The 18,858-nt window shown below is 67.0% G+C and carries 16 protein-coding genes; 12 read left to right on the top strand and 4 right to left on the bottom strand.

Annotated features, from left to right (window positions below; genetic code table 11):
* Positions 1–65: 65 nt before the first annotated feature.
* From topA to proC, 4 genes are all read left to right on the top strand, one after another.
* Positions 66–2,792 (top strand): type I DNA topoisomerase, encoded by a 2,727-nt coding sequence (gene topA / locus FBY36_RS05275; protein ID WP_142117646.1) that lies wholly within the window; start codon positions 66–68, stop codon positions 2,790–2,792.
* Positions 2,793–2,844: 52 nt separating this feature from the next.
* Entirely contained in the window at positions 2,845–3,264 is a 420-nt protein-coding gene (locus tag FBY36_RS05270; protein ID WP_056328622.1) for an SseB family protein, read from the top strand.
* A gap of 7 nt (positions 3,265–3,271) precedes the next feature.
* A complete protein-coding gene (locus FBY36_RS05265) occupies positions 3,272–4,261 on the top strand; it encodes a Ppx/GppA phosphatase family protein (protein ID WP_142029000.1) in 990 nt (329 codons plus the stop codon).
* Positions 4,262–4,492: 231 nt separating this feature from the next.
* Positions 4,493–5,326, top strand: coding sequence for a pyrroline-5-carboxylate reductase (gene proC / locus FBY36_RS05260; protein ID WP_142117645.1), 834 nt, complete (start codon positions 4,493–4,495; stop codon positions 5,324–5,326).
* Here proC and FBY36_RS05255 read toward each other — a convergent pair.
* Together FBY36_RS05255 and FBY36_RS05250 are read right to left on the bottom strand one after the other, a co-directional pair.
* Positions 5,323–6,009 carry a potassium channel family protein gene (locus FBY36_RS05255; RefSeq protein ID WP_056328631.1) on the bottom strand — a complete coding sequence of 229 codons (687 nt, stop codon included), beginning with the start codon at positions 6,007–6,009 and terminating at the stop codon, positions 5,323–5,325. The genes proC and FBY36_RS05255 overlap by 4 nt on opposite strands.
* The gene (locus FBY36_RS05250; RefSeq protein ID WP_142117644.1) at positions 6,002–7,435 is read right to left on the bottom strand and encodes a TrkH family potassium uptake protein; all 1,434 of its coding nucleotides are present in this window, start codon (positions 7,433–7,435) and stop codon (positions 6,002–6,004) included. Before FBY36_RS05250 ends, FBY36_RS05255 begins: the two co-directional genes overlap by 8 nt.
* 103 nt (positions 7,436–7,538) lie before the next feature.
* On the opposite strand from FBY36_RS05250, the gene FBY36_RS05245 reads away from it, so the two are divergent.
* Together FBY36_RS05245 and FBY36_RS05240 are read left to right on the top strand one after the other, a co-directional pair.
* A complete protein-coding gene (locus FBY36_RS05245) occupies positions 7,539–8,750 on the top strand; it encodes an acetoin utilization protein AcuC (RefSeq protein ID WP_142117643.1) in 1,212 nt (403 codons plus the stop codon).
* Positions 8,751–8,810: 60 nt separating this feature from the next.
* A complete protein-coding gene (locus FBY36_RS05240) occupies positions 8,811–9,452 on the top strand; it encodes an ArsR/SmtB family transcription factor (protein WP_142117642.1) in 642 nt (213 codons plus the stop codon).
* A gap of 3 nt (positions 9,453–9,455) precedes the next feature.
* On the opposite strand, the gene FBY36_RS05235 is transcribed toward FBY36_RS05240, so the two are convergent.
* Positions 9,456–10,793, bottom strand: a complete 1,338-nt coding sequence (locus FBY36_RS05235) for an alpha-hydroxy acid oxidase (RefSeq protein WP_142117641.1) — start codon at positions 10,791–10,793, stop codon at positions 9,456–9,458.
* Between the two features lie 67 nt (positions 10,794–10,860).
* Here FBY36_RS05235 and FBY36_RS05230 point away from each other — a divergent pair, with 67 nt between their 5' ends.
* On the top strand, positions 10,861–11,562 hold the full coding sequence (locus FBY36_RS05230; RefSeq protein WP_142117640.1) for a FadR/GntR family transcriptional regulator: 702 nt from the start codon (positions 10,861–10,863) through the stop codon (positions 11,560–11,562).
* 3 nt (positions 11,563–11,565) lie between these two features.
* Here the strand turns inward: FBY36_RS05230 and FBY36_RS05225 are convergent, their stop codons facing one another.
* Complete coding sequence (locus FBY36_RS05225; RefSeq protein ID WP_142117639.1) at positions 11,566–12,600, bottom strand: LacI family DNA-binding transcriptional regulator; 1,035 nt, start codon at positions 12,598–12,600, stop codon at positions 11,566–11,568.
* A gap of 356 nt (positions 12,601–12,956) precedes the next feature.
* Here FBY36_RS05225 and FBY36_RS05220 point away from each other — a divergent pair, with 356 nt between their 5' ends.
* From FBY36_RS05220 to FBY36_RS05200, 5 genes are read left to right on the top strand one after another with little or no spacing between them, the layout of a single operon-like run.
* Positions 12,957–14,387 carry a Gfo/Idh/MocA family protein gene (locus FBY36_RS05220; RefSeq protein WP_142117638.1) on the top strand — a complete coding sequence of 477 codons (1,431 nt, stop codon included), beginning with the start codon at positions 12,957–12,959 and terminating at the stop codon, positions 14,385–14,387.
* Positions 14,388–14,397: 10 nt separating this feature from the next.
* Positions 14,398–15,363: an NAD-dependent epimerase/dehydratase family protein gene (locus FBY36_RS05215; protein ID WP_142117637.1), complete on the top strand. Its 966-nt coding sequence runs from the start codon at positions 14,398–14,400 to the stop codon at positions 15,361–15,363.
* The gene (locus FBY36_RS05210; RefSeq protein ID WP_142117636.1) at positions 15,360–16,265 is read left to right on the top strand and encodes a 5-dehydro-4-deoxyglucarate dehydratase; all 906 of its coding nucleotides are present in this window, start codon (positions 15,360–15,362) and stop codon (positions 16,263–16,265) included. The genes FBY36_RS05215 and FBY36_RS05210 overlap by 4 nt, the downstream gene beginning before the upstream one ends.
* The gene (locus FBY36_RS05205) at positions 16,265–17,374 is read left to right on the top strand and encodes a mandelate racemase/muconate lactonizing enzyme family protein (RefSeq protein ID WP_142117635.1); all 1,110 of its coding nucleotides are present in this window, start codon (positions 16,265–16,267) and stop codon (positions 17,372–17,374) included. The genes FBY36_RS05210 and FBY36_RS05205 overlap by 1 nt, the downstream gene beginning before the upstream one ends.
* Positions 17,375–17,402: 28 nt before the next feature.
* Positions 17,403–18,854 (top strand): aldehyde dehydrogenase (NADP(+)), encoded by a 1,452-nt coding sequence (locus tag FBY36_RS05200; RefSeq protein ID WP_142117634.1) that lies wholly within the window; start codon positions 17,403–17,405, stop codon positions 18,852–18,854.
* The last annotated feature ends 4 nt before the right edge of the window (positions 18,855–18,858 follow it).

The following is an 18,858-nucleotide window of genomic DNA, read 5'->3' as shown; positions in this document are numbered from 1 at the left end:
AAAATATGGTGAACTAGGCGGACATGGGCTCATCTGCCCCAGCAACCTTTTTCTGTAGGAGCACCGTGCCAAGCAAGGCCAAAACCGGCAAGAAACTCGTGATTGTGGAGTCTCCGGCCAAGAGCAAGACCATCGCCAAGTACCTCGGCGAGGGCTTCATCGTTGAGGCCTCCATCGGTCACATCCGCGACCTGCCGCAGCCGTCCGAACTCCCTGCCGAGCTGAAGAAGACCTCGGTGGGCAAGTTCGCCGTCGACATTGATCACGACTTCAAGCCGTACTACGTGGTGTCCCCGGACAAGAAGAAAAAGGTGACTGAGCTCAAGGCTGCGCTCAAGGACGCCGACGAACTCTATCTCGCAACCGATGGGGACCGCGAGGGCGAAGCCATCGCGTGGCACCTGCTGGAAGTGCTCAAGCCCAAGGTCCCGGTCTACCGGATGACATTCGGCGAAATCACCAAGGAAGCCATCCAGCGCGCCATGGGCAACCTGCGCGACGTGGACCAGGACCTGGTGGACGCCCAGGAAACCCGCCGCGTCCTGGACCGCCTCTACGGTTACGAAATCTCGCCCGTGCTGTGGCGCAAGGTGGCCCGGGGCCTGTCCGCCGGCCGCGTGCAGTCCGTAGTGACCCGCATGGTGGTGGACCGCGAACGTGAGCGCATGGCCTTCAAGTCGGCCTCCTACTGGGACCTGACCGGACAGTTCGGCGCCGATTCCGGCTCCTTCAAGGCCAAGCTTGCCGCCGTCGACGGCGCCAAGGTGGCCACCGGCCGTGATTTCAACGACAACGGCGAACTCACGTCCCGGAACGTGGCCCACCTCAACGAGGAACTGGCAACGTCGCTGGCGGCCGGGCTGCAGGATGCTTCGTTCACGGTCCGGTCGGTGGACACCAAGCCGTACACCCGACGTCCCGCGGCGCCGTTCACCACCTCCACGCTGCAGCAGGAGGCGGGCCGCAAGCTGCGCTTCTCCTCCAAGAGCACCATGCAGATCGCCCAGCGGCTGTATGAAAACGGCTACATCACCTATATGCGTACGGACTCCTCCGCGTTGAGTGACGAAGCCATCACCGCTGCCCGGCGGCAGGCCTCCGAGCTGTACGGCTCCGAATACGTTCCGCAGTCGCCGCGCGTGTACTCGAACAAGGCCGCCAACGCGCAGGAAGCGCACGAGGCCATCCGCCCCGCCGGTGATTCCTTCCGCACGCCTGCCCAGGTGGCCAAGCAGCTGTCCGGGGACGAGTTCCGCCTCTACGAGCTGATCTGGAAGCGCACCGTCGCGTCCCAGATGGGCGATGCCAAGGGTTCGACGGCGACCATCCGCCTGGGTGCCGTGGCGTCCGACGGGCGGGACGCCGAGTTCTCCGCGTCCGGTACCGTGATCACGTTCCCCGGCTTCCTCGCAGCCTACGAGGAAGGCAAGGACGAGACGCGCGGCGACGACGACTCCGACGAAGCGCGCCGCCTGCCCAACGTGGCCAAGGGCGATTCCCTCACCGCCGCGGACATCCAGGCCGTGGGCCACGAAACCTCGCCGCCGCCGCGCTACACGGAAGCGTCGCTGACTGCGGAACTGGAGAAGAAGGGCATTGGCCGGCCCTCCACGTACGCCTCCACCATCTCCACCATCCAGGACCGCGGCTACGTCCGGAAGCAGGGTTCCGCGCTGGTGCCCAGCTGGATCGCCTTCTCGGTCATCCGGCTCCTGGAGCAGCACTTCTCCGACTACGTGGACTACGAGTTCACTGCCGACATGGAAGGCGACCTGGACAAGATCGCCAACGGCCAGGAAGCGGGCGCCTCCTGGCTGCGGCACTTCTACTTCGGCGAGGACTCTGATCCCGGCCTCCTGAGCATCGTCAACAACCTCGGCGAGATCGACGCCCGGGAAATCAACTCGATCCCCATCACGGACGACATCACGCTCCGGGTGGGAAAGTTCGGCCCGTACCTGGAAAGCTCGGCCGCAGTGGTGGACCCGAAGACCGGCGAGATCGTCGAATCGGCCCGCGCCAACGTGCCCGAGGACCTGGCTCCGGACGAACTGACGGCAGCCAAGGCCATCGAACTCATGGAGACGGCGGCGCCGGAGGAACGCGTCCTCGGCACCGACCCGCACACGGGGCACACCGTCGTGGCCAAGAACGGCCGGTACGGCGCCTACGTCACCGAGATCATCCCCGAGATGACAGAGGAAGAACTGGCCAAGCAGCCGGTGGAGTATTACAAGAACGGCAAGCCCAAGCCGCCCAAGAAGCCGGTCAAGGCCAAGCCGCGCACCGGGTCGCTCTTCAAGTCCATGACCGTTGACTCGGTCACCCTGGACGAGGCACTGCAGCTCATGAGCCTGCCGCGTGCGCTGGGGGAGGACGCCGAAGGCAACCTCATCACGGTCCAGAACGGCCGGTTCGGCCCTTACCTGAAGAAGGGCACCGACTCCCGCTCCATCGGGTCGGAGGAGGAAATCTTCACCATCACCCTGGAACAGGCCCTGGAGATCTACTCCCAGCCCAAGCAGCGCGGCGCCCGTGCCGCCGTGCCGCCGCTGGCCGAGTTCGGCCCGGACCCCGTGTCCGAGAAGAACATCGTGGTGAAGGAAGGCCGGTTCGGCCCGTACATCACGGACGGCATCACCAACATCACGGTTCCCCGCGCCACCTCCCTCGAGGAGCTCACGCGGGAGCAGGCCGTGGAGTTGCTGGCCGAGAAACGCGCCAAGGGCCCCGTCAAGCGGACCGCCACCCGCAAGGCGCCGGCCAAGAAGAAGGCAACAGCCAAGAAATAGCGCCCTGGCCGGCGCGTTTGCGCCGGCCACCGGATCGTGATCGGGTAGTCGTATGACTGAACAGCCTGCGCACACGGACCTCCAGCCGCTCAACGACCTCGAAGAGAAGCTCGCCACCGGCGGACAGCCTGACGCGAACCCTGTGGACGTCATCCTGTCGTTCCTGAACAGCGAGGTCTACATCATCAGCTCGGACACGGTGGAGGGCATGGACTCCCAGGTGGAGCCCCTTGTTCTCGCCAACGCCGACGGCGACCCCGTCCTCGCCGTTTTCTCGCACCCCAGCAGGGTGGACCAGCAGTACCTGGAAGCTGCACCCAACGTGCTGGGCACGCAGGGCGCAGCCATCATCGCCAACCTTGGCGATGAACTCGGCATGGTGATCAACCCCGGCGCCGCCTATGGTTTCGAAATCAATCCCGAAGGCGTGGCCAACATCCGGCGCGACTTCAAGCGCGCTGACGAGCAATAATGTCCCCATGCGTCTAGGCGTCCTCGATATTGGTTCCAATACTGTCCATCTGCTCCTGGTGGATGCCCATCCCGGCGCGCAGCCGGTCCCTTTCGCGTCCCACAAGCGGCCGCTGTCCCTGGTCCAGTACCTTGAGCCCGATGGCAGCATCAGCGACGAGGGCCAGCACGAGCTGACCGAGTTCGTGCTGGAAGCGTGGGAATTCGCTGCCCGGCACAAGGCCGAGGACCTGCTGGCTTTCTGTACGTCAGCCATCCGCGAGGCCACCAACGGCCCCGCAGTGCTGGCCCGGGTCAAGCACGAAACCACGGTCACCCTCCAGGAACTCACCGGCAGCGAAGAAGCCTCCATGACGTTCTTTGCGGTGCGGCGCTGGCACGGCTGGGGTGCCGGGCCCATCCTGAACCTGGACATCGGTGGCGGTTCCTTTGAAATGGCTTTCGGCCAGGACGAGCTTCCCGAAGTGGCCACTTCCGTGCCGCTTGGCGCCAGCCGCCTCACCAGGGACTGGCTCGCCGAGGACCCGCCGTCGGCCAAGAGCGTGAAGGAACTCCGGCGCTATATAAGGGCCACGCTCAAGCCTGCCGTCCGCGAATTCGACGGCCTGGGCCGGGCCAACGTGGTGGCCGGCACCTCCAAGACCTTCCGCTCCCTGGCCCGGATCGCCGGTGCTGCCCCCAGCGCGGAAGGCCCGTACGTCAAACGGGAACTGCACGCCTCAGACCTGGGCATCTGGACCCAGCGGATCTCGGCCATGAGCTCGGAGGACCGCCTGCACCTTCCCGGCGTCTCGGAGGCCCGGGCCCATCAGCTCCTGGCCGGCGCGCTGGTGGCCGAGGCCGCCCTTGAGATGTTCAAGTTCAAGAAGCTCCGCATCTGCCCGTGGGCACTGCGCGAGGGCCTGATTCTCCGCCGCCTGGACCAGCTGGTATTTTCCGGTCCCCTCGAGCCCGCACCGCACGTGGCCGCTTCCCGCTCTGTGGAAGCCGCGGTTTAACCGCCCAGCAGCGCGCCTGATCCGTTAAAAGCGGAAGCACCGGGGCGGGCAACAGGAAAATGGGGGAAAACCTGTTGCCGCGCCGCCGGTGCCCTGGCAGGCATCCCCATGCCTGCCGCATCACTCGCACCCTCAATGAGGTAATAACTACGTTAGGACCCCAAGTTGTGTGCTGCCTGCGCCCAACATGGGAGTTGCCTGTGAATGCGTGCGAACTGCAATGATGGAGGCATGAGCAACCGAATCGCATTCCTTGGCTGTGGATCCATGAACGAGGCCATTCTTGGCGGCCTGCTGGAGGCAGGAACGGATCCGGCGGATGTGGTGGCCACGGTCCGCCGGGCAGGCCGCGCCTCGGAACTGGCCGAGCGGTACCACGGGATCACTGCGATCGCCGGTGAGGAAGAGCCTGACAACAACAGGCAGGCCACCAAGGGATCCGCCGTCGTCATCCTTGGCGTCAAGCCCGTGGGCATCACGGACCTGGCCCGGGAAATCAGCCCCGCCCTTTCGCCCGACACGGTGGTGGTCAGTGTGGCCGCTGCCGTGTCCATCGCCCAGCTGGAGGCTGCCCTGCCTCCCGGGCAGCCGGTGATCAGGACCATGCCCAACACGCCGGCAAAACTGGGGCGCGGCGTTGTGTCCGTCTCGCCCGGGACCCACTGCACCCCTGAGCAGCTCCAGAAGGTCAAGGGGATCCTGAAGGGGGCCGGGACCGTTGTGGAGGTCCCTGAGGAGCAGGTGGATGCGCTCTCCGCGATCAGCGGGTCCGGCCCAGCCTACGCGTTCTACCTGGCCGAGGCCATGGCATCTGCCGGGGAGGAACTGGGCCTGGACCGGGAGCTGTCCCTGCTGCTGGCCCGCGAAACGGTGGCCGGTGCCGGCCTCATGCTTGCCGAGCCCGGAGCAGACCCCACCGCGCTCCGCCGGGCCGTGACCAGTCCGAACGGAACCACCGAACGCGCCATTGCCACATTCGACGAGCAGGGCATCCCTGCCATCATCGCCGCCGGGGCCCGCGCCGCAGCCAACCGGGCAGCGGAGATCACCAAACAGCTGGGTTAAGGGCGCGCGGCGAACCGTTCCAGCAGGTCCACGTGGCCGGAGACGATCAGCATGTCGCGGGAGGACACCTTGGTCTCGGGGCGGGCGTAGGTGAAGTCCTCGCCGGGGGACTTCACGCCCACGATGGTCACGCCGTATTTGGACCGGACCTTTGACTCGTCCAGGGTGAACCCCACCGTTTCGCGCGGCGGGTACATCTTCACGATGGCAAAGTCGTCGTCGAACTCGATGAAGTCCAGCATGCGCCCGGACACCAGGTGCGCGGCGCGGACCCCGGCGTCGGCCTCCGGGTAGATCACGTGGTTGGCGCCGATCCGGGTCAGGATCTTGCCGTGCGACGGGGTGATGGCCTTGACCCACAGGTGCTCGATGCCAAGGTCCACCAGGTTGACGGTGATCAGCACCGAGGATTCGATGGAGGTGCCCACACCCACCACGGCGGAGCTGAACTCCTGGGCGCCGAGCTGGCGGAGCGCATCGATGTTGGTGGCGTCGGCCTCCACCACGTGGGTCAGGAGGGGCGCCCATTTCTGCACCAGGTTCCGGTCCCGTTCGATGGCCAGGACTTCCCGGCCCTGCTTCACCAGCTGCTCGGCCGTTGATGATCCGAACCGGCCCAGCCCGATGACCAGTACCGGAGCATTGTGGGCGGGGCGCCGGGCGGCGTCTGTGGAACTAGCCAATGATCGGCCTCTCTTCGGGGTAGTGGTACAACTGGCTGCGCTGGCGCAGGGCCAGGGCAGCGGCGAGGGTAACGGTACCCACGCGGCCCGCGAACATCAGCAGCGTGAGGACGTAGACGCCGGCCGGCGGCACCTCGGCGCTCAGGTTGGTGCTGAGTCCCACCGTGGCAAACGCGGAGATGGTTTCGAACAATACGCGGTCAAGGGACTGGCCGCTGATATGCAGCAGCAGGAAAGCCGACACGGACACCAGGGTGGCGCCGGCGACGATCACGGAGATGGCCACCCGCATGCTGCCCTGCGGGATGGTCCTGCCATAGACCTTGACGTCGGCGTCGCCGCGGGCTTCGGCGATGATGGCCAGGAACATCACGGCGATGGTAGTCACCTTGATGCCGCCGGCCGTGGACGCGGAGCCGCCGCCGGCGAACATCAGGGCGTCGGTCAGCAGCATGGTGGTGGAATCCATCAGGTTCTGGTCCACCAGGTTGAACCCGCCTGAACGGGTCATCACGGACGCGAAAAGCGCGTGCGTGATCTTGTCGCCCACGCTCATGGAGCCGATGGTCCTGGCGTTGTCCCACTCCATCAGCGCCCAGAGGAAGGCGCCCGCCACCAGGAGGATCAGGGAAACCTGGATGGTGAGCTTGGTGTGGAGGTTCCACTTCTTCCAGTTCAGGCCGTTCTGCTGCAGGACCATCACCACGGGGAACCCCAGGCTTCCCATGAAGACTCCCACCATGAGGGGGATGAGGATCCAGAGGTCCGTCTCATAGGGGACGATGCCGTCCGAGTGCGGCGTAAAACCGGCGTTGTTGAACGACGAGATGCCGTAGAAGACACCGTGCCAGACCGACTGCCAGAACGGTTCACCCAGTGTCAGGAACCGGGGGATCAGTGCGAGGGCAAGGACGCCCTCGATGACCACGGACGTGGTGATGACGATCCGCAGCAGGGTGCCGACCTCGCCCAGGCGGCCGGCGTTGTTCATGGACTCCGCCGCGATGATCTTGCCCCGGACGCCCAGCCGCTTGCTCACCATCAATGCCAGCAACGACGCCAGGGTCAGGGTGCCCAGGCCACCGATGAAGATGCCCACCAGGATCACCAGTTGGCCAAAGAAGGACCAGTGGACCGCCGTCGACACCACCGTGAGTCCCGTAACGCACACCGCTGAGACCGCAGTGAAGAGCGCCTGGTGGATGGGCGTGGGGGTTCCGTCAGCGGAAGAGACCGGCAGGGACAACAGAAATGTAAACACCGTGCAGACGGCGGCGAACGCCGTCAACGCCAGCCGCGCCGGGGTGGTGTTGGCGATGTCGTCGATGAAGTCGCGCAGCCGCGTCAGGACCCAGAGGCCCTCCCGCTCCTGCACCGGGGGGTGCCAGGCGGCCGGTGTCCGGGGCCTCGACTGGCTCTGCGTCATGTGTGGCTTTTCCTCGGTTGAAACGGCTTCCCCCAGTAGTAAACCACTAAAGCCCGCGTCATGGCCGGTGGGCGGCAGCGCGGGCTCGGGTAGCCTGTGATTGATGACATACCTGCCCGGCCTCAGCCAGCCCGCGCCGCCAACGATGGTGGCGTGGAGTCCTGACATGACAGCCTACAACTTTGGTCCGGGCCATCCCATGGCGCCGGAACGGATGGACTTGACGGCCCGCCTGGCCCGCAGCCTGGGGCTCTTCGACCTGGACCATGTTGATGTCGCGGCACCGGATGTGGCCTCTGACGCTGAACTGGAGTCCGTTCACTCGGCAGATTACGTTGCGGCGGTCCGCCGGGTCAGTGCCGACCCCTCCCAGCCGGACGAGTCCCGGGGGCTGGGTACTGAGGACGACCCCGCGTTTGCCGGCATGCATGAGGCCGCGGCGCGCCTGGCCGGGGGATCCCTGCTGGCCGCCAGCCGGGTCCTGGAGGGATCGGCCGTCCACGCCGTCAATTTCGGCGGCGGCATGCACCATGCGGCCCGGGACCGCGCCAGCGGATTCTGCATTTACAACGACGCCGCCGTTGCGGTGCAGAAGCTGCTCGACGGCGGCCTGCGCAAGGTGGCCTATATCGACGTCGACGCCCATCATGGGGACGGCACCCAGAACATCTTCTGGGACGATCCCCGGGTCCTCACGCTCTCGCTGCACGAAACGGGGCTGACCCTCTTTCCGGGGACCGGGTTCGCCAACGAGATCGGCGGGCCTGCAGCGGAAGGCACCGCGGTGAATGTCGCCCTGCCCGCAGGTACCGGGGACGCCGGGTGGCTGCGCGCCTTCTACGCCGTGGTGCCGCAGCTGGTGGGTGCCTTCGAGCCCGAGGTCATCGTGAGCCAGCATGGCTGCGATTCACACCGGAACGATCCGCTGACGCACCTCAATCTCAGTGTGGACGGACAGCGCGAGGCGGCGAACGCCGTCGGACATCTGGCCGAACGCTACTGTGGGGGACGGTGGATCGCCACCGGCGGCGGGGGCTACAACGTGCTGGACGTGGTGCCGCGGGCCTGGACGCACCTGGTGGCCATCGCTGCCGGACGGCCTGTGCCGCTGCGAACGCCCGTGCCCGGGGACTGGCGGCAGTACGTAACCGAGAAGTTTGGAAGGGACGCTCCGGCCCTGATGGGGGACGATGTGGAGCTGTGGTGGCGGTCCTGGGAAGTGGGCTTCGACCCCAACGACGCCGTGGACCGCAGCGTCATGGCAACCCGCAAGGCGGTGTTCCCGCTGCACGGGCTGGATCCCTGGTTCGACTAGCTCTCCGGGCGCCCGAAATAGTTGATGCCTTTCGAGGCATATGTCGCTAGGGTGGGAGGCATGGTGACAGACGACGTATTTGCCGTCATAGCGGAATCCACCCGGCGGGACATCCTGGTGGCCCTTAGGGCAGGAGACAAGGCCGTGGGGGAGTTGGTGGAGGAACTGGCGGCGAGCCAGCCCACCATTTCCAAGCACCTGAAAGTCCTCCGTGAGGCACAGCTGGTCAGTATGCGCGCGCAGGGCCAGAAGCGTTACTACGCCCTGAACCGCGGGCCGTTGGAGGGCATCGCCAGCTGGCTGGAGACGTTCGACGTCGGCCTTGGCGCCAAAGCCGCCGCTTCACCGGCCGGCCATGATCTGACAGTCCCGCAACAGGCGGTCCCCGCCCCGGAAGTCGCCGCCCACCTGAAGGAAGGCGTTGCAGCCGCAGCCCCCTCCCTGCCCCACGCTGCCGGCCCGTCCGCCGCTGAAAGGCCTGCCGCGCCGCGGACGGCCCGGGAGGAAGCCCCGGCGCCCGTGCTGGTGCGGGAGGGCGCCGAGCTGAGCCCCGCCGTCGTGATTCCCGGCGGCACGGCCGCTCCGTTGAGTGACGACAGCGTTCCGCAGCAGATCGGCCGCACGGTGGGCCGGGCCGCCACGAAGGCGGCGGACCTGCTGGCCAACCTCCCCAACCTGCCGAAGTTCGGCCGGAAGAAGTAGGGCTTACTTCTGCAGCAGCCGCACGTGGTCCGGGGTCAGGTCTGAGACCTTGCTGACGCCCAGCAGTGCCATGGTCCGTGCCATGTCCTTCTCCAGGATCTGTAGGGTGCGGTCCACGCCTGCCCGTCCGCCGGCCATCAGCCCGTAAAGGTAGGCGCGGCCGATCAGCGTGAAATCGGCGCCGAGGGCCAGCGCCGCCACGATGTCCGCGCCGCTCATGATCCCGGTGTCCAGCATGACGGCGGCATTGCTGTTGTCTGCAATGAAGGCCTGCTTGACCTCGGGAACCAGATGGAAGGGGATGGGCGCCCGGTCCAGCTGGCGGCCGCCGTGGTTGGACAGCACCACGCCGTCGGCGCCATGGTCAACCACGCGGCGGGCATCCTCCACGGTCTGGATGCCCTTGACCACCAGCTTGCCTTTCCAGGTTTCGCGCAGCCAGTCCAGGTCCTCGAAGGTGAGGGTGGGATCGAACATGGAGTTGATCAGGTCCGCCACGGTACCCGTGTAGCGGGACAGCGACGCAAAGGTGAGCGGCTCGTGCGTGAGGAAGTTGAACCACCAGGCCGGCCGGTAGGAGGCGTCCAGGACCGTCTTGAGGGTCAGCGCGGGCGGGATGGTCATGCCGTTGCGGACGTCGCGGAGGCGGGCGCCGGCCACGGCGGTGTCCACGGTGACCATGAGGGTGTCGTTGCCGGCCTTGGCTGCCCGCTCGATCAGTTCCAGCGAGCGGTCCCGGTCCGTCCACAGGTACAGCTGGAACCAGTTGCGGCCGTTCGGTGCCGCTGCGGCAACGTCCTCGATGGAAGCGGTGCCCATGGTGGACAGGGTGTACGGGATCCCGGCTGCCTCGGCTGCCTGCGACCCCGCGTACTCGCCCTCGGACTGCATCATCCGGGTGAACCCGGTGGGGGCAATGCCAACGGGAAGCCGTGACGGCTTGCCCAGGATCTCCGTGCTGAGGTCGATGCTGGAGACGTTGCGCAGGATGCCCGGGCGGAACTCGATGTCCAGGAAGGCCTGGCGGGCGCGGCGGAGGGTGATTTCCTCTTCTGCAGCGCCGTCGGTGTAGTCGAACGGTGCCTGCGGAGTACGGCGCTTGGCGATGTCGCGCAACTCCCAGATGGTGCTGGCCCGCTTCAGCCGGGCCTCCCTGCTGAACTCCGGCTTCTTGAACTGCATCAGCGGCGCAAGGTCAGAGTATTTGGGAATGCGCCGCTTCAGTGCGGCAGGCAGGGCGGACGACGACGGAGCCCCGGCGGGTGCCGGCGCTGCGGGGATGTCCGTGGCGTCCGGCGCCGGGGTAGCCTCCGGATTGTTGGGCTGGATGGTGTGGGTCATGGCTCCTCCTATGGTCCAACCACACTCTAGGTGATGTGGTCCAACCACATCAACTACCATTGGGCCTATGCGCACCCATCAGCTGGTCCTGACCTGGATCGAGGACCAACTCTCCGCCGGCGGGTTGGCCGTGGGTGGCCGGCTTCCCGCCGAGCGCACGCTCGCCGAACAACTCAAGGTTTCCCGCACGTCCGTCCGGGAGGCCATCCGGATCCTCGAGGCAATGGGAGTGGTCCGCGCCGGCGTGGGGTCCGGGCCGGACTCCGGAACGGTAGTGATTTCGGACCCCACGTCCGCGCTGGGCTCTGCCCTTCGGCTGCACGTGGCCACCCAGCACCTGCCCGTGGCGGACATTGTGGAAACGCGGGTCCTGCTGGAATCGTGGGCTGCGGCGAAAGCACCGCAGGACGCGCCCGAACTCGATGACGCGGCTGCCCTCCTGGCGGCCATGGATGCCCCGGACGGCCTGTCAGCCGGGGATTTCCTGGCCCTTGACGTCCGGTTCCACCTGGCGCTGGCCAACGCAGCCGGCAATACCGTGGTCAGCGCCATGATGGGGTCGCTGAGGGAAGCCATCCAGGGATACGCCGCCGAACTGACGGCCAATCTGCCGGACTGGGAAGCCACGGCCTCTCGGCTGCGCACGGAGCATCACGGCATCCTGGCTGCCGTCAGGAATGGCGACGGCGGCCGGGCCGCAGATCTGGTGGCGGCCCACATTGGGGGGTTCTACAAAGAGGCCGGGCTGGGTTCTGATGCAGCGGGATGAGAATCAGCCGTGCACCATGCTGCGCGGCGCCTTGGCCGGCCCTGTGCTGGCCCGGACTTCCAGCCGCGGCTGGTAGCGGCTGCCCGGGGTTTCATGGCCTTCCTTCCGGATCAGCGCCCGGAGCTGATGCCAGGCCTGCTCGCCCAGTTCGGTGATGGGGACCGCGGCCGTGGTGAGGGCCGGCGTCGTGTACCTGGCGAAAGGGATGTCGTCGAAGCCCGTCACGGAAATGTCCCCGGGGACATCCATGCCGCGCTCATGCAGGCCACTCATGAGGCCCATCGCCACCAGGTCATTAAAGGCCAGGATGCCTGTGGCCCCGCTGTGCAGGACGGCATCCACGGCTTCGTGCCCGGTGTCGAAGTCGGAGCCGCCCTCCAGCATGGTCACCTCCACCTCGGGGTGGGCGGCCTTGAACGTTTCCAGGCCCTTGAGCCGCATCTCATTGGAGGCGCTGCCGTGCGGTCCCGCAAGGAAAGCCAGGCGGGTGTGGCCCAGTTCCACCAGGTGCCCCGCGATGTCCTGGACGCCCTGGCCGTAGTCCACCACCAGGCTGGGCACATTCGGCGCGGCGGTGGTGCGGTTGATCAGCACCACCGGGTGCAGGGAGGGTGCAATCTCCTCCAGTTCCGCGTCCGACATGCGCGGGGCGCAGAGGACCAGCCCGTCACACCGCCGCCGCGCCTCGCCCGCCAAGATGGACTCCTCGCTTGACACTTCGAATGAGTCCGCGATGAGCACGCGGTAACCGTCCTGGGCGGCCGCCCTGCTCAGGCCGCGGAGGATCGCCTGGAAGGTGGGGTTGGCCAGGTCCGGCACCACAATGCCGATGGTGTCCGTTTTGCCCAGGGCCAGGCTGCGGCCCACGGGATTGGGCTGGTACTTCAGCTCGACTGCGGCTGCCCGGACCCGGGCGGCAATGTCCGGGTCCACGGTGAAGTTTCCGTTCATGACGCGTGAAACGGTGGCATGGGAAACTCCCGCCTTCACGGCGACATCCGCAATGCCGATCCGGCCGCTTGCCGATTTCCTGGCCATAGGGAACCCTTCTTTTGCGCCATCCGTCCGCGCCGCCACCGAACCCTTGGTGTTCCGGCAGCTGGGCGGGGATGGCAGATGCTTTGAAAGACAGCATATACGGGAGCAGGAAAGCGATTTCTACGCTTTTCCCACCTGTTTTCCCGCGCCGATGGCGAACAGCCGGGGAGCAGCCTCAGAAAACGCTTTCCTTCAAGCTGGAAAATGGTTGACGGATCGCCCGAGGGGTTGATACAACTTCTATAGATAGCTGAGAAAACGCTTTCTCAGGCGTTTCCCCATCCGGTGCTACCAGTGCCGCCGCCGATCCACAGCCGCCGTTCGCACGGCCGGCAATTAGTTTTGAAAGGGACCCCATGGTCAACACAGCCGAGACGACGTCGGCCGCAGCTGCTTCCCCGGACACCATTTCGCAGGTCACCAGCCCCAATGGTGGGAAGGCACGGATCGCGCTGATCGGTACCGGCGGCCGGTCCGAGATGTACATCCGCGCCATCTTCGGCAAGCACGCCGATACTGCCGAGCTCGTGGCGTTCTCCGACGTGAACCCCGGACGCGTTGAGTTTTACCAGAAGCTCATCCAGGAACTCGGTGCGCCGGGACCGGTGGCATCGTTTGATCCCGCGGACCTGACCGCGTTCATCCAGGCCAACAACATCGACCGCATCATAGTCACGACACCGGACTACACCCATGCCGACTACATCGTGGAGGGCCTTCGCGCGGGGGCGGATGTCGTCGTCGAAAAGCCCCTCACCATCGACGCCGAAGGCTGCCGCCGGATCACCCAGGCCGTCCAGGAGACCGGCCGGAACGTGGTGGTCACGTTCAACTACCGCTACTCGCCCCGCAACAGCGCGCTCAAGGAAATCATCCAGAGCGGCGTGATCGGCAAGGTCACCTCCGTGGACTTCAGCTGGGTGCTGGACACCGTCCACGGTGCGGACTACTTCCGCCGCTGGCACCGGGAGAAGAAGAACTCCGGCGGGCTGCTCATCCACAAGGCGTCGCACCACTTCGACCTGGTCAACTGGTGGATCGACGACGTCCCGGAGCGGATCTTCGCGTCCGGTGGCCTGAAGTTCTACGGCGACAAGAACGCCGCCGAGCGCGGGCTTGGCCCCCGCCCGGAACGGGGAACGCCCGACGCCGATGCCCCCGGCGGCGCCAAGGACCCCTTCGCGCTTGACCTGAGGGAGGACGAGCGCCTCAAGGCCCTGTTCCTGGACAACGAACACTACGACGGCTACCGCCGCGACCAGGATGTGTTCACCGCCGGCATCACCATCGAGGACAACCTGGCTCTGGTGGTGGAATACCAGGGCGGCCCGCGCCTGAGCTACTCGCTGAATGCCCACAGCCCGTGGGAAGGCTACCGGGTGGCTGTCAACGGTACCGAAGGCCGCGCCGAGCTTGAGGTGGTGGAACGCGCCGCCGTCCTGCACAGTACGGACAAGAAGACCGTCGTGGACCCGTCCGCAACCCCTGTTGAGGAAGAGGACGCCGTCCGCCGCAACGGCGAGCGCCTGGTGGTCCAGCGCCACTGGGAGGCCGCGTACGAGGTGCCGATCGTCAACGGTGAGGGCGGCCATGGCGGCGGTGACGAGCTGCTGCTGTCGGATCTCTTCAACGGACCGGGCGAGGACCCGCTGGGCCGTCCCTCCGGTTACCTGGACGGGCTGCGTTCGGTGTCCGTGGGCATTGCCGGCAACCGCTCCCTGGAAACGTCCCTGCCCGTCCGGGTCGAGGACCTGGACCTCGGCGTCGACCTTCGCCGCGGCAAGTAGAGGAACAACCATGAGCAGGATATTCGTTACCGGCGGCTCCGGCCGCCTCGGCCGCAGCGTGGTGGCGGGGCTGGCACAGGCGGGACACGAGGTAGTCTCGGTGGACCGTGACGTGGTGCCCCCCGAACTCCTGCCGGCCGGCGTCGTTCAGGAAACCGCGGACCTCCTGGCGCCGGGTGAGGCGCTGCGCCTCCTTCGGGCGGCAAAGCCCGACGCCGTCATCCACCTTGCGGCGATCGCGGTACCGTTCAGCGCGCCGGAGGACGTCATTTTCGGCACCAACACCCGGCTCGCCTTCGCCGTGATCAGCGCAGCAACGGAACTGGGAATCGGCAAAATCGTCACCGCCAGCAGCCCCACGGTCCTGGGTTACGGCTGCCCGGCGGGGTGGCTGCCGCCGTCGTTCCCGCTCGATGAGCGCACCCCGCCCAAGCCCTGGAACGCCTACGCGCTGTCTAAGCTCATCGCCGAACAGACCGTGCAGATGTTCGCCGCTGCGCAGGGGGAGAAGATCCGGTACGCGGCGTTCCGTCCGTGCTTTGTCATCTCGCCAGAGGAATGGGAAGGCGCTCCCACCCAGCAGGGACACACCCTTGCCGAACGCCTGGCCGACCCCGCCCTCTCAGCACCGGCGCTCTTCAACTATGTGGACGCCCGCGACGTAGCGGACTTCCTGGACGTGCTGCTGCAGAAGATGGAAGACATTCCCAACGGGGAAACCTTCTTCGTGGGGGCAGCCGACGCCCTGGCCACCGTCCCGCTTGCTGAGCTGATGCCCCAATTCCTGCCGGGAAGCGAAGCGCTCAGCGCCGGCCTCACCGGCACCAGCCCCGCATTCTCCATTGCCAAAGCCCATGAGCTGCTGGGCTGGCAGCCAAAGCGCACCTGGCGCAGTGAGCTCAAGTCCAATCCAACCCTCAACGACGAGGCCTCCACGCTGGTCACAGCCGGCACCGGAGGCAAGGAGACACCATGAAATTCGACGGCGTACTGTTCTTCCCCGTCACCCCGTTCACCGCCGAAGGCGCCGTTGACGTGGACCTGCTCAAGGAACACATCAGCTCACGGTTGCCGTTTGGCCCCGGCGGAGTCTTCCCGGCCTGCGGCACCGGTGAGTTCCATGCCCTCAGCATCGAGGAGGTCCGCACCGTGGTGGCAGCCGCCGTCGAGGTTGTTGCCGGACAGGTCCCCGTGGTGGCCGGCGCCGGCGGACCCCTGGGCCACGCCCTTGCCGCCGCCCGGGCTGCTGAAGAAGCCGGCGCCGACGCGCTCCTGGTGCTGCCGCCGTACCTGGTGACCGGTCCCACGGACGGACTGGTGGCCTACATCGAGGCCGTGGCCAACGCCAGCAGCCTGCCGGTCATCGTGTACCACCGCGGCAACGCGAAGTTCACCGCGGCGTCCATGGCCAAGCTGGCCGCCAATCCCAAGGTCATCGGCTTCAAGGACGGCCTGGGCGACGTGGGCCTGGCCCAGGAAATCGTCACCGCGGTCAAGGCCACCGGACGGCAGGACTTCGCCTTCTTCAACGGCCTGCTCACCGCCGAACTGACGCAGGGCGCCTACCGCGGCCTGGGCATCCCGCTCTACTCCTCGGCGGCGTTCGCCATGGCCCCCGAGATCGCCAAGGCCTACTACGACGCCTACGCCGCAGGGGACGAGGACCGCCGCAACGCCCTCCTCGAGGGCTTCTACGCACCCCTGGTACGCCTGCGCGACCAGACCCCCGGCTTCGGCGTTTCCCTGATCAAGGCCGGCCTGAGGCTGGGCGGACTGCCGGTGGGCTCGGTCCGGCCGCCGCTGGTCGATCCTACGGAGGAACAGCTCGTGGAGCTCAAAGCCATCCTGGCCAAGGGCTACGAGCTGGCCGGGCGCTGATGAGCGCACCGGCGGCCGAAGCCGTCCGCACTGTTCCGCGCATCACCGGATTGTCCACCCGGCTCTTCACCGTTCCGCTGCTCCGCAGCTGGGGGGCGGAGGCGCCGGAGAACCACGTGATTGCCACGGAAATCCAGACGGACGACGGCGGCACGGGCTTCGGTTTCTCGTGGACACCCACCATCGGTCCCCAGGCCGTCAAGGCGCTCCTGGATTACGACATCGCCCCTTTCGTCACCGGCCTGCCGGCCACCCCGGAGACGGTGTGGGATGTGCTCTGGAAACGGCTGCACGAGGCCGGCGGCGGCGGCCTCACCACCATCGCCATGGCAGGCGTGGACCTGGCCCTGTGGGACCTGCAGGCCCGCCGCGCCGGAACCTCGGTCACCGGCCTGCTGGGCCAGCGGCAGGAATCGGCAGAGGTGTACGGCTCCGGGGTCAACCTGCACTACACTCTGGACGAGCTGGTGGCGCAGACCGAACGCTGGGTGGCCGCCGGCCACCAGGCAGTGAAGATCAAGGTGGGAAAACCGGACATCCGCGAGGACCGCGAACGCGTAGCCGCCGTCCGCACCGTCCTGGGCCCGGACCGCAGGCTCATGATCGACGCCAACCAGCGGTGGGACCTGCCCACCACTTTCCGGGCCCTGGATGTCCTGGCCGAATTCGGGCTGGAATGGCTGGAGGAACCCATCCGCGCGGACGACCTCTGGGCCTACCGCCGGCTCCGGAAGCATTCGCCCGTGCCCATCGCCCTTGGTGAAAACCTGCACACCATCTACCGGTTCCGCGATTTCATTGAGGCGGAGGCGGTGGACATCATCCAGCCCAACATCATCCGCGTGGGTGGGATTACCCCGTTCCGGCGGATCGTTGAGCTGGCGAGGACCAACAGCATCAAGGTCATGCCGCACCTGCTGCCGGAACTGTCCGGGCAACTGGCCCTGACCCTGGCCGAACCCACCATGGTGGAGGACGTCGAAGAGGCTTCCTTCGAACAATTGGGGATCCTGGCCGGGCCGTCGCCGGTGCGGTTCACCAACAGCAGGTTGGCCCTGGCGGACCAGCCCGGACTGGGCTTCCGTTTCCGGGACACGCTGCAACCATGAATTTCCATACGACGAACAGGTACCTGACGTGACAACTGCAACGCTTTCCCTGACCGAGCTCACCGCTGCGGCCACAGCAGCGGCCAGGATCTCGGCCGCAGCTTCCGATGCTGAACGCGCCGGCTGGCTGAACGCCGTGGCGGACGCCCTGGACGCCAACGCTGCCGAACTGGTGGAGATCGCCGATGCCGAGACCAGCCTGGGCGCCGCGCGCCTTACCGGTGAAGTTGCCCGCACCACCGGCCAGTTGCGCCTGTTTGCCCGCGTGATCACCGAGGGCTCCTATCTTGAGGCCATCATCGACCACGCGGACCCGGCGGCAACCCCGCCCCGGCCGGACCTGCGCAGGATCCTCAAGCCCATCGGCCCGGTTGCCGTCTTCTCCGCCTCCAACTTCCCGTTCGCCTTCTCGGTAGCGGGCGGGGACACGGCCTCCGCCCTCGCCGTCGGCTGTTCGGTGATCGTCAAGGCACACTCGGGCCACCTCCGCCTGTCGGAGCGCACCGCTGAAATCGTGGCGGAGGCGCTCCTCGGCGCCGGTGCACCGGAAGGCCTGTTCGCCCTGGTCCACGGACGCGAAGTGGGAACGGCGCTGGTGCAGGACCCCGCCATCAAAGCCGTGGGCTTCACCGGCTCCATCCCCGGCGGCCGTGCCCTGTTCGACCTCGCCACCTCCCGTCCCGACCCCATCCCGTTCTACGGCGAACTGGGGAGCCTGAACCCCGTGGTCATCACCGCCGCGGCACTGCAGGCCCGCTCCGCCGAACTCGCCGCCGGACTGGCCGGCTCCTTCGCCCTCGGTGCGGGCCAGTTCTGCACCAAGCCGGGCCTGGTGTTCATCCCTGCGGGAACGCAGTTCGCCAAGGAAGTGGCGGAGGCCAGCAAGGACAAGCCTGCCCTGGGCATGCTCACCACCCGGATCGCCGAAGCCTACCCGGACGGCCTGCGCGCCTTCGCATCAGTGGACGGCGTGGCTGTGGTCGCCGGCACCGTGGAGCAGGACGCCGCGTCCAATGGTGCGGCTCCGGTGGTGTTCTCCACCACCGCCGCCAAGGTGCTGGAACGCCCCGAGCAGCTGCTGGAGGAATGCTTTGGCCCCACCACCATCCTGATCGAATACACGGACCAGGAGGAACTGTCAGCTGTCCTGGCCAAGGTCCCGGGCAGCCTGACCGCCACCCTGCACGCGCAGCCCGATGAGGACATTGCGGATCTGGCCGAACAGCTTTCCGGGCTCGCCGGGCGTGTCCTGTTCGAAGGCTGGCCCACGGGCGTGGCCGTCAACTGGGCCCAGCAGCACGGCGGCCCGTACCCGGCCACCACCTCCCTCTTTACCTCGGTTGGTGCGACGGCGGTCCGCAGGTTCCAGCGTCCGGTGGCCTACCAGGATGCTCCCGAGGCGGTGCTGCACCCGGCGCTTCGCGAGGACAACCCCCTGGGCATCCCGCGCCGCGTGGACGGTGAACTGCAGCTTCCGTAGGCTG

This window comes from Arthrobacter sp. SLBN-122 (assembly GCF_006715165.1).
GTDB lineage: Bacteria > Actinomycetota > Actinomycetes > Actinomycetales > Micrococcaceae > Arthrobacter.
This window is presented reverse-complemented; position numbering and strand designations above follow the sequence as displayed.

Excerpts from the sequence above, each read along its gene's own strand:
- FBY36_RS05215 (WP_142117637.1), top strand. The coding sequence starts at position 14,398 with ATGAGCAGGATATTCGTTACCGGCGGCTCCGGCCGCCTCGGCCGCAGC.
- FBY36_RS05270 (WP_056328622.1), top strand. The coding sequence starts at position 2,845 with ATGACTGAACAGCCTGCGCACACGGACCTCCAGCCGCTCAACGACCTC.
- FBY36_RS05245 (WP_142117643.1), top strand. The coding sequence starts at position 7,539 with ATGACATACCTGCCCGGCCTCAGCCAGCCCGCGCCGCCAACGATGGTG.
- FBY36_RS05205 (WP_142117635.1), top strand. The coding sequence starts at position 16,265 with ATGAGCGCACCGGCGGCCGAAGCCGTCCGCACTGTTCCGCGCATCACC.
- FBY36_RS05210 (WP_142117636.1), top strand. The coding sequence starts at position 15,360 with ATGAAATTCGACGGCGTACTGTTCTTCCCCGTCACCCCGTTCACCGCC.
- FBY36_RS05225 (WP_142117639.1), bottom strand. The coding sequence starts at position 12,600 with ATGGCCAGGAAATCGGCAAGCGGCCGGATCGGCATTGCGGATGTCGCC.
- FBY36_RS05235 (WP_142117641.1), bottom strand. The coding sequence starts at position 10,793 with ATGACCCACACCATCCAGCCCAACAATCCGGAGGCTACCCCGGCGCCG.
- FBY36_RS05220 (WP_142117638.1), top strand. The coding sequence starts at position 12,957 with ATGGTCAACACAGCCGAGACGACGTCGGCCGCAGCTGCTTCCCCGGAC.
- FBY36_RS05240 (WP_142117642.1), top strand. The coding sequence starts at position 8,811 with ATGGTGACAGACGACGTATTTGCCGTCATAGCGGAATCCACCCGGCGG.
- FBY36_RS05230 (WP_142117640.1), top strand. The coding sequence starts at position 10,861 with ATGCGCACCCATCAGCTGGTCCTGACCTGGATCGAGGACCAACTCTCC.
- FBY36_RS05250 (WP_142117644.1), bottom strand. The coding sequence starts at position 7,435 with ATGACGCAGAGCCAGTCGAGGCCCCGGACACCGGCCGCCTGGCACCCC.
- proC (WP_142117645.1), top strand. The coding sequence starts at position 4,493 with ATGAGCAACCGAATCGCATTCCTTGGCTGTGGATCCATGAACGAGGCC.
- FBY36_RS05265 (WP_142029000.1), top strand. The coding sequence starts at position 3,272 with ATGCGTCTAGGCGTCCTCGATATTGGTTCCAATACTGTCCATCTGCTC.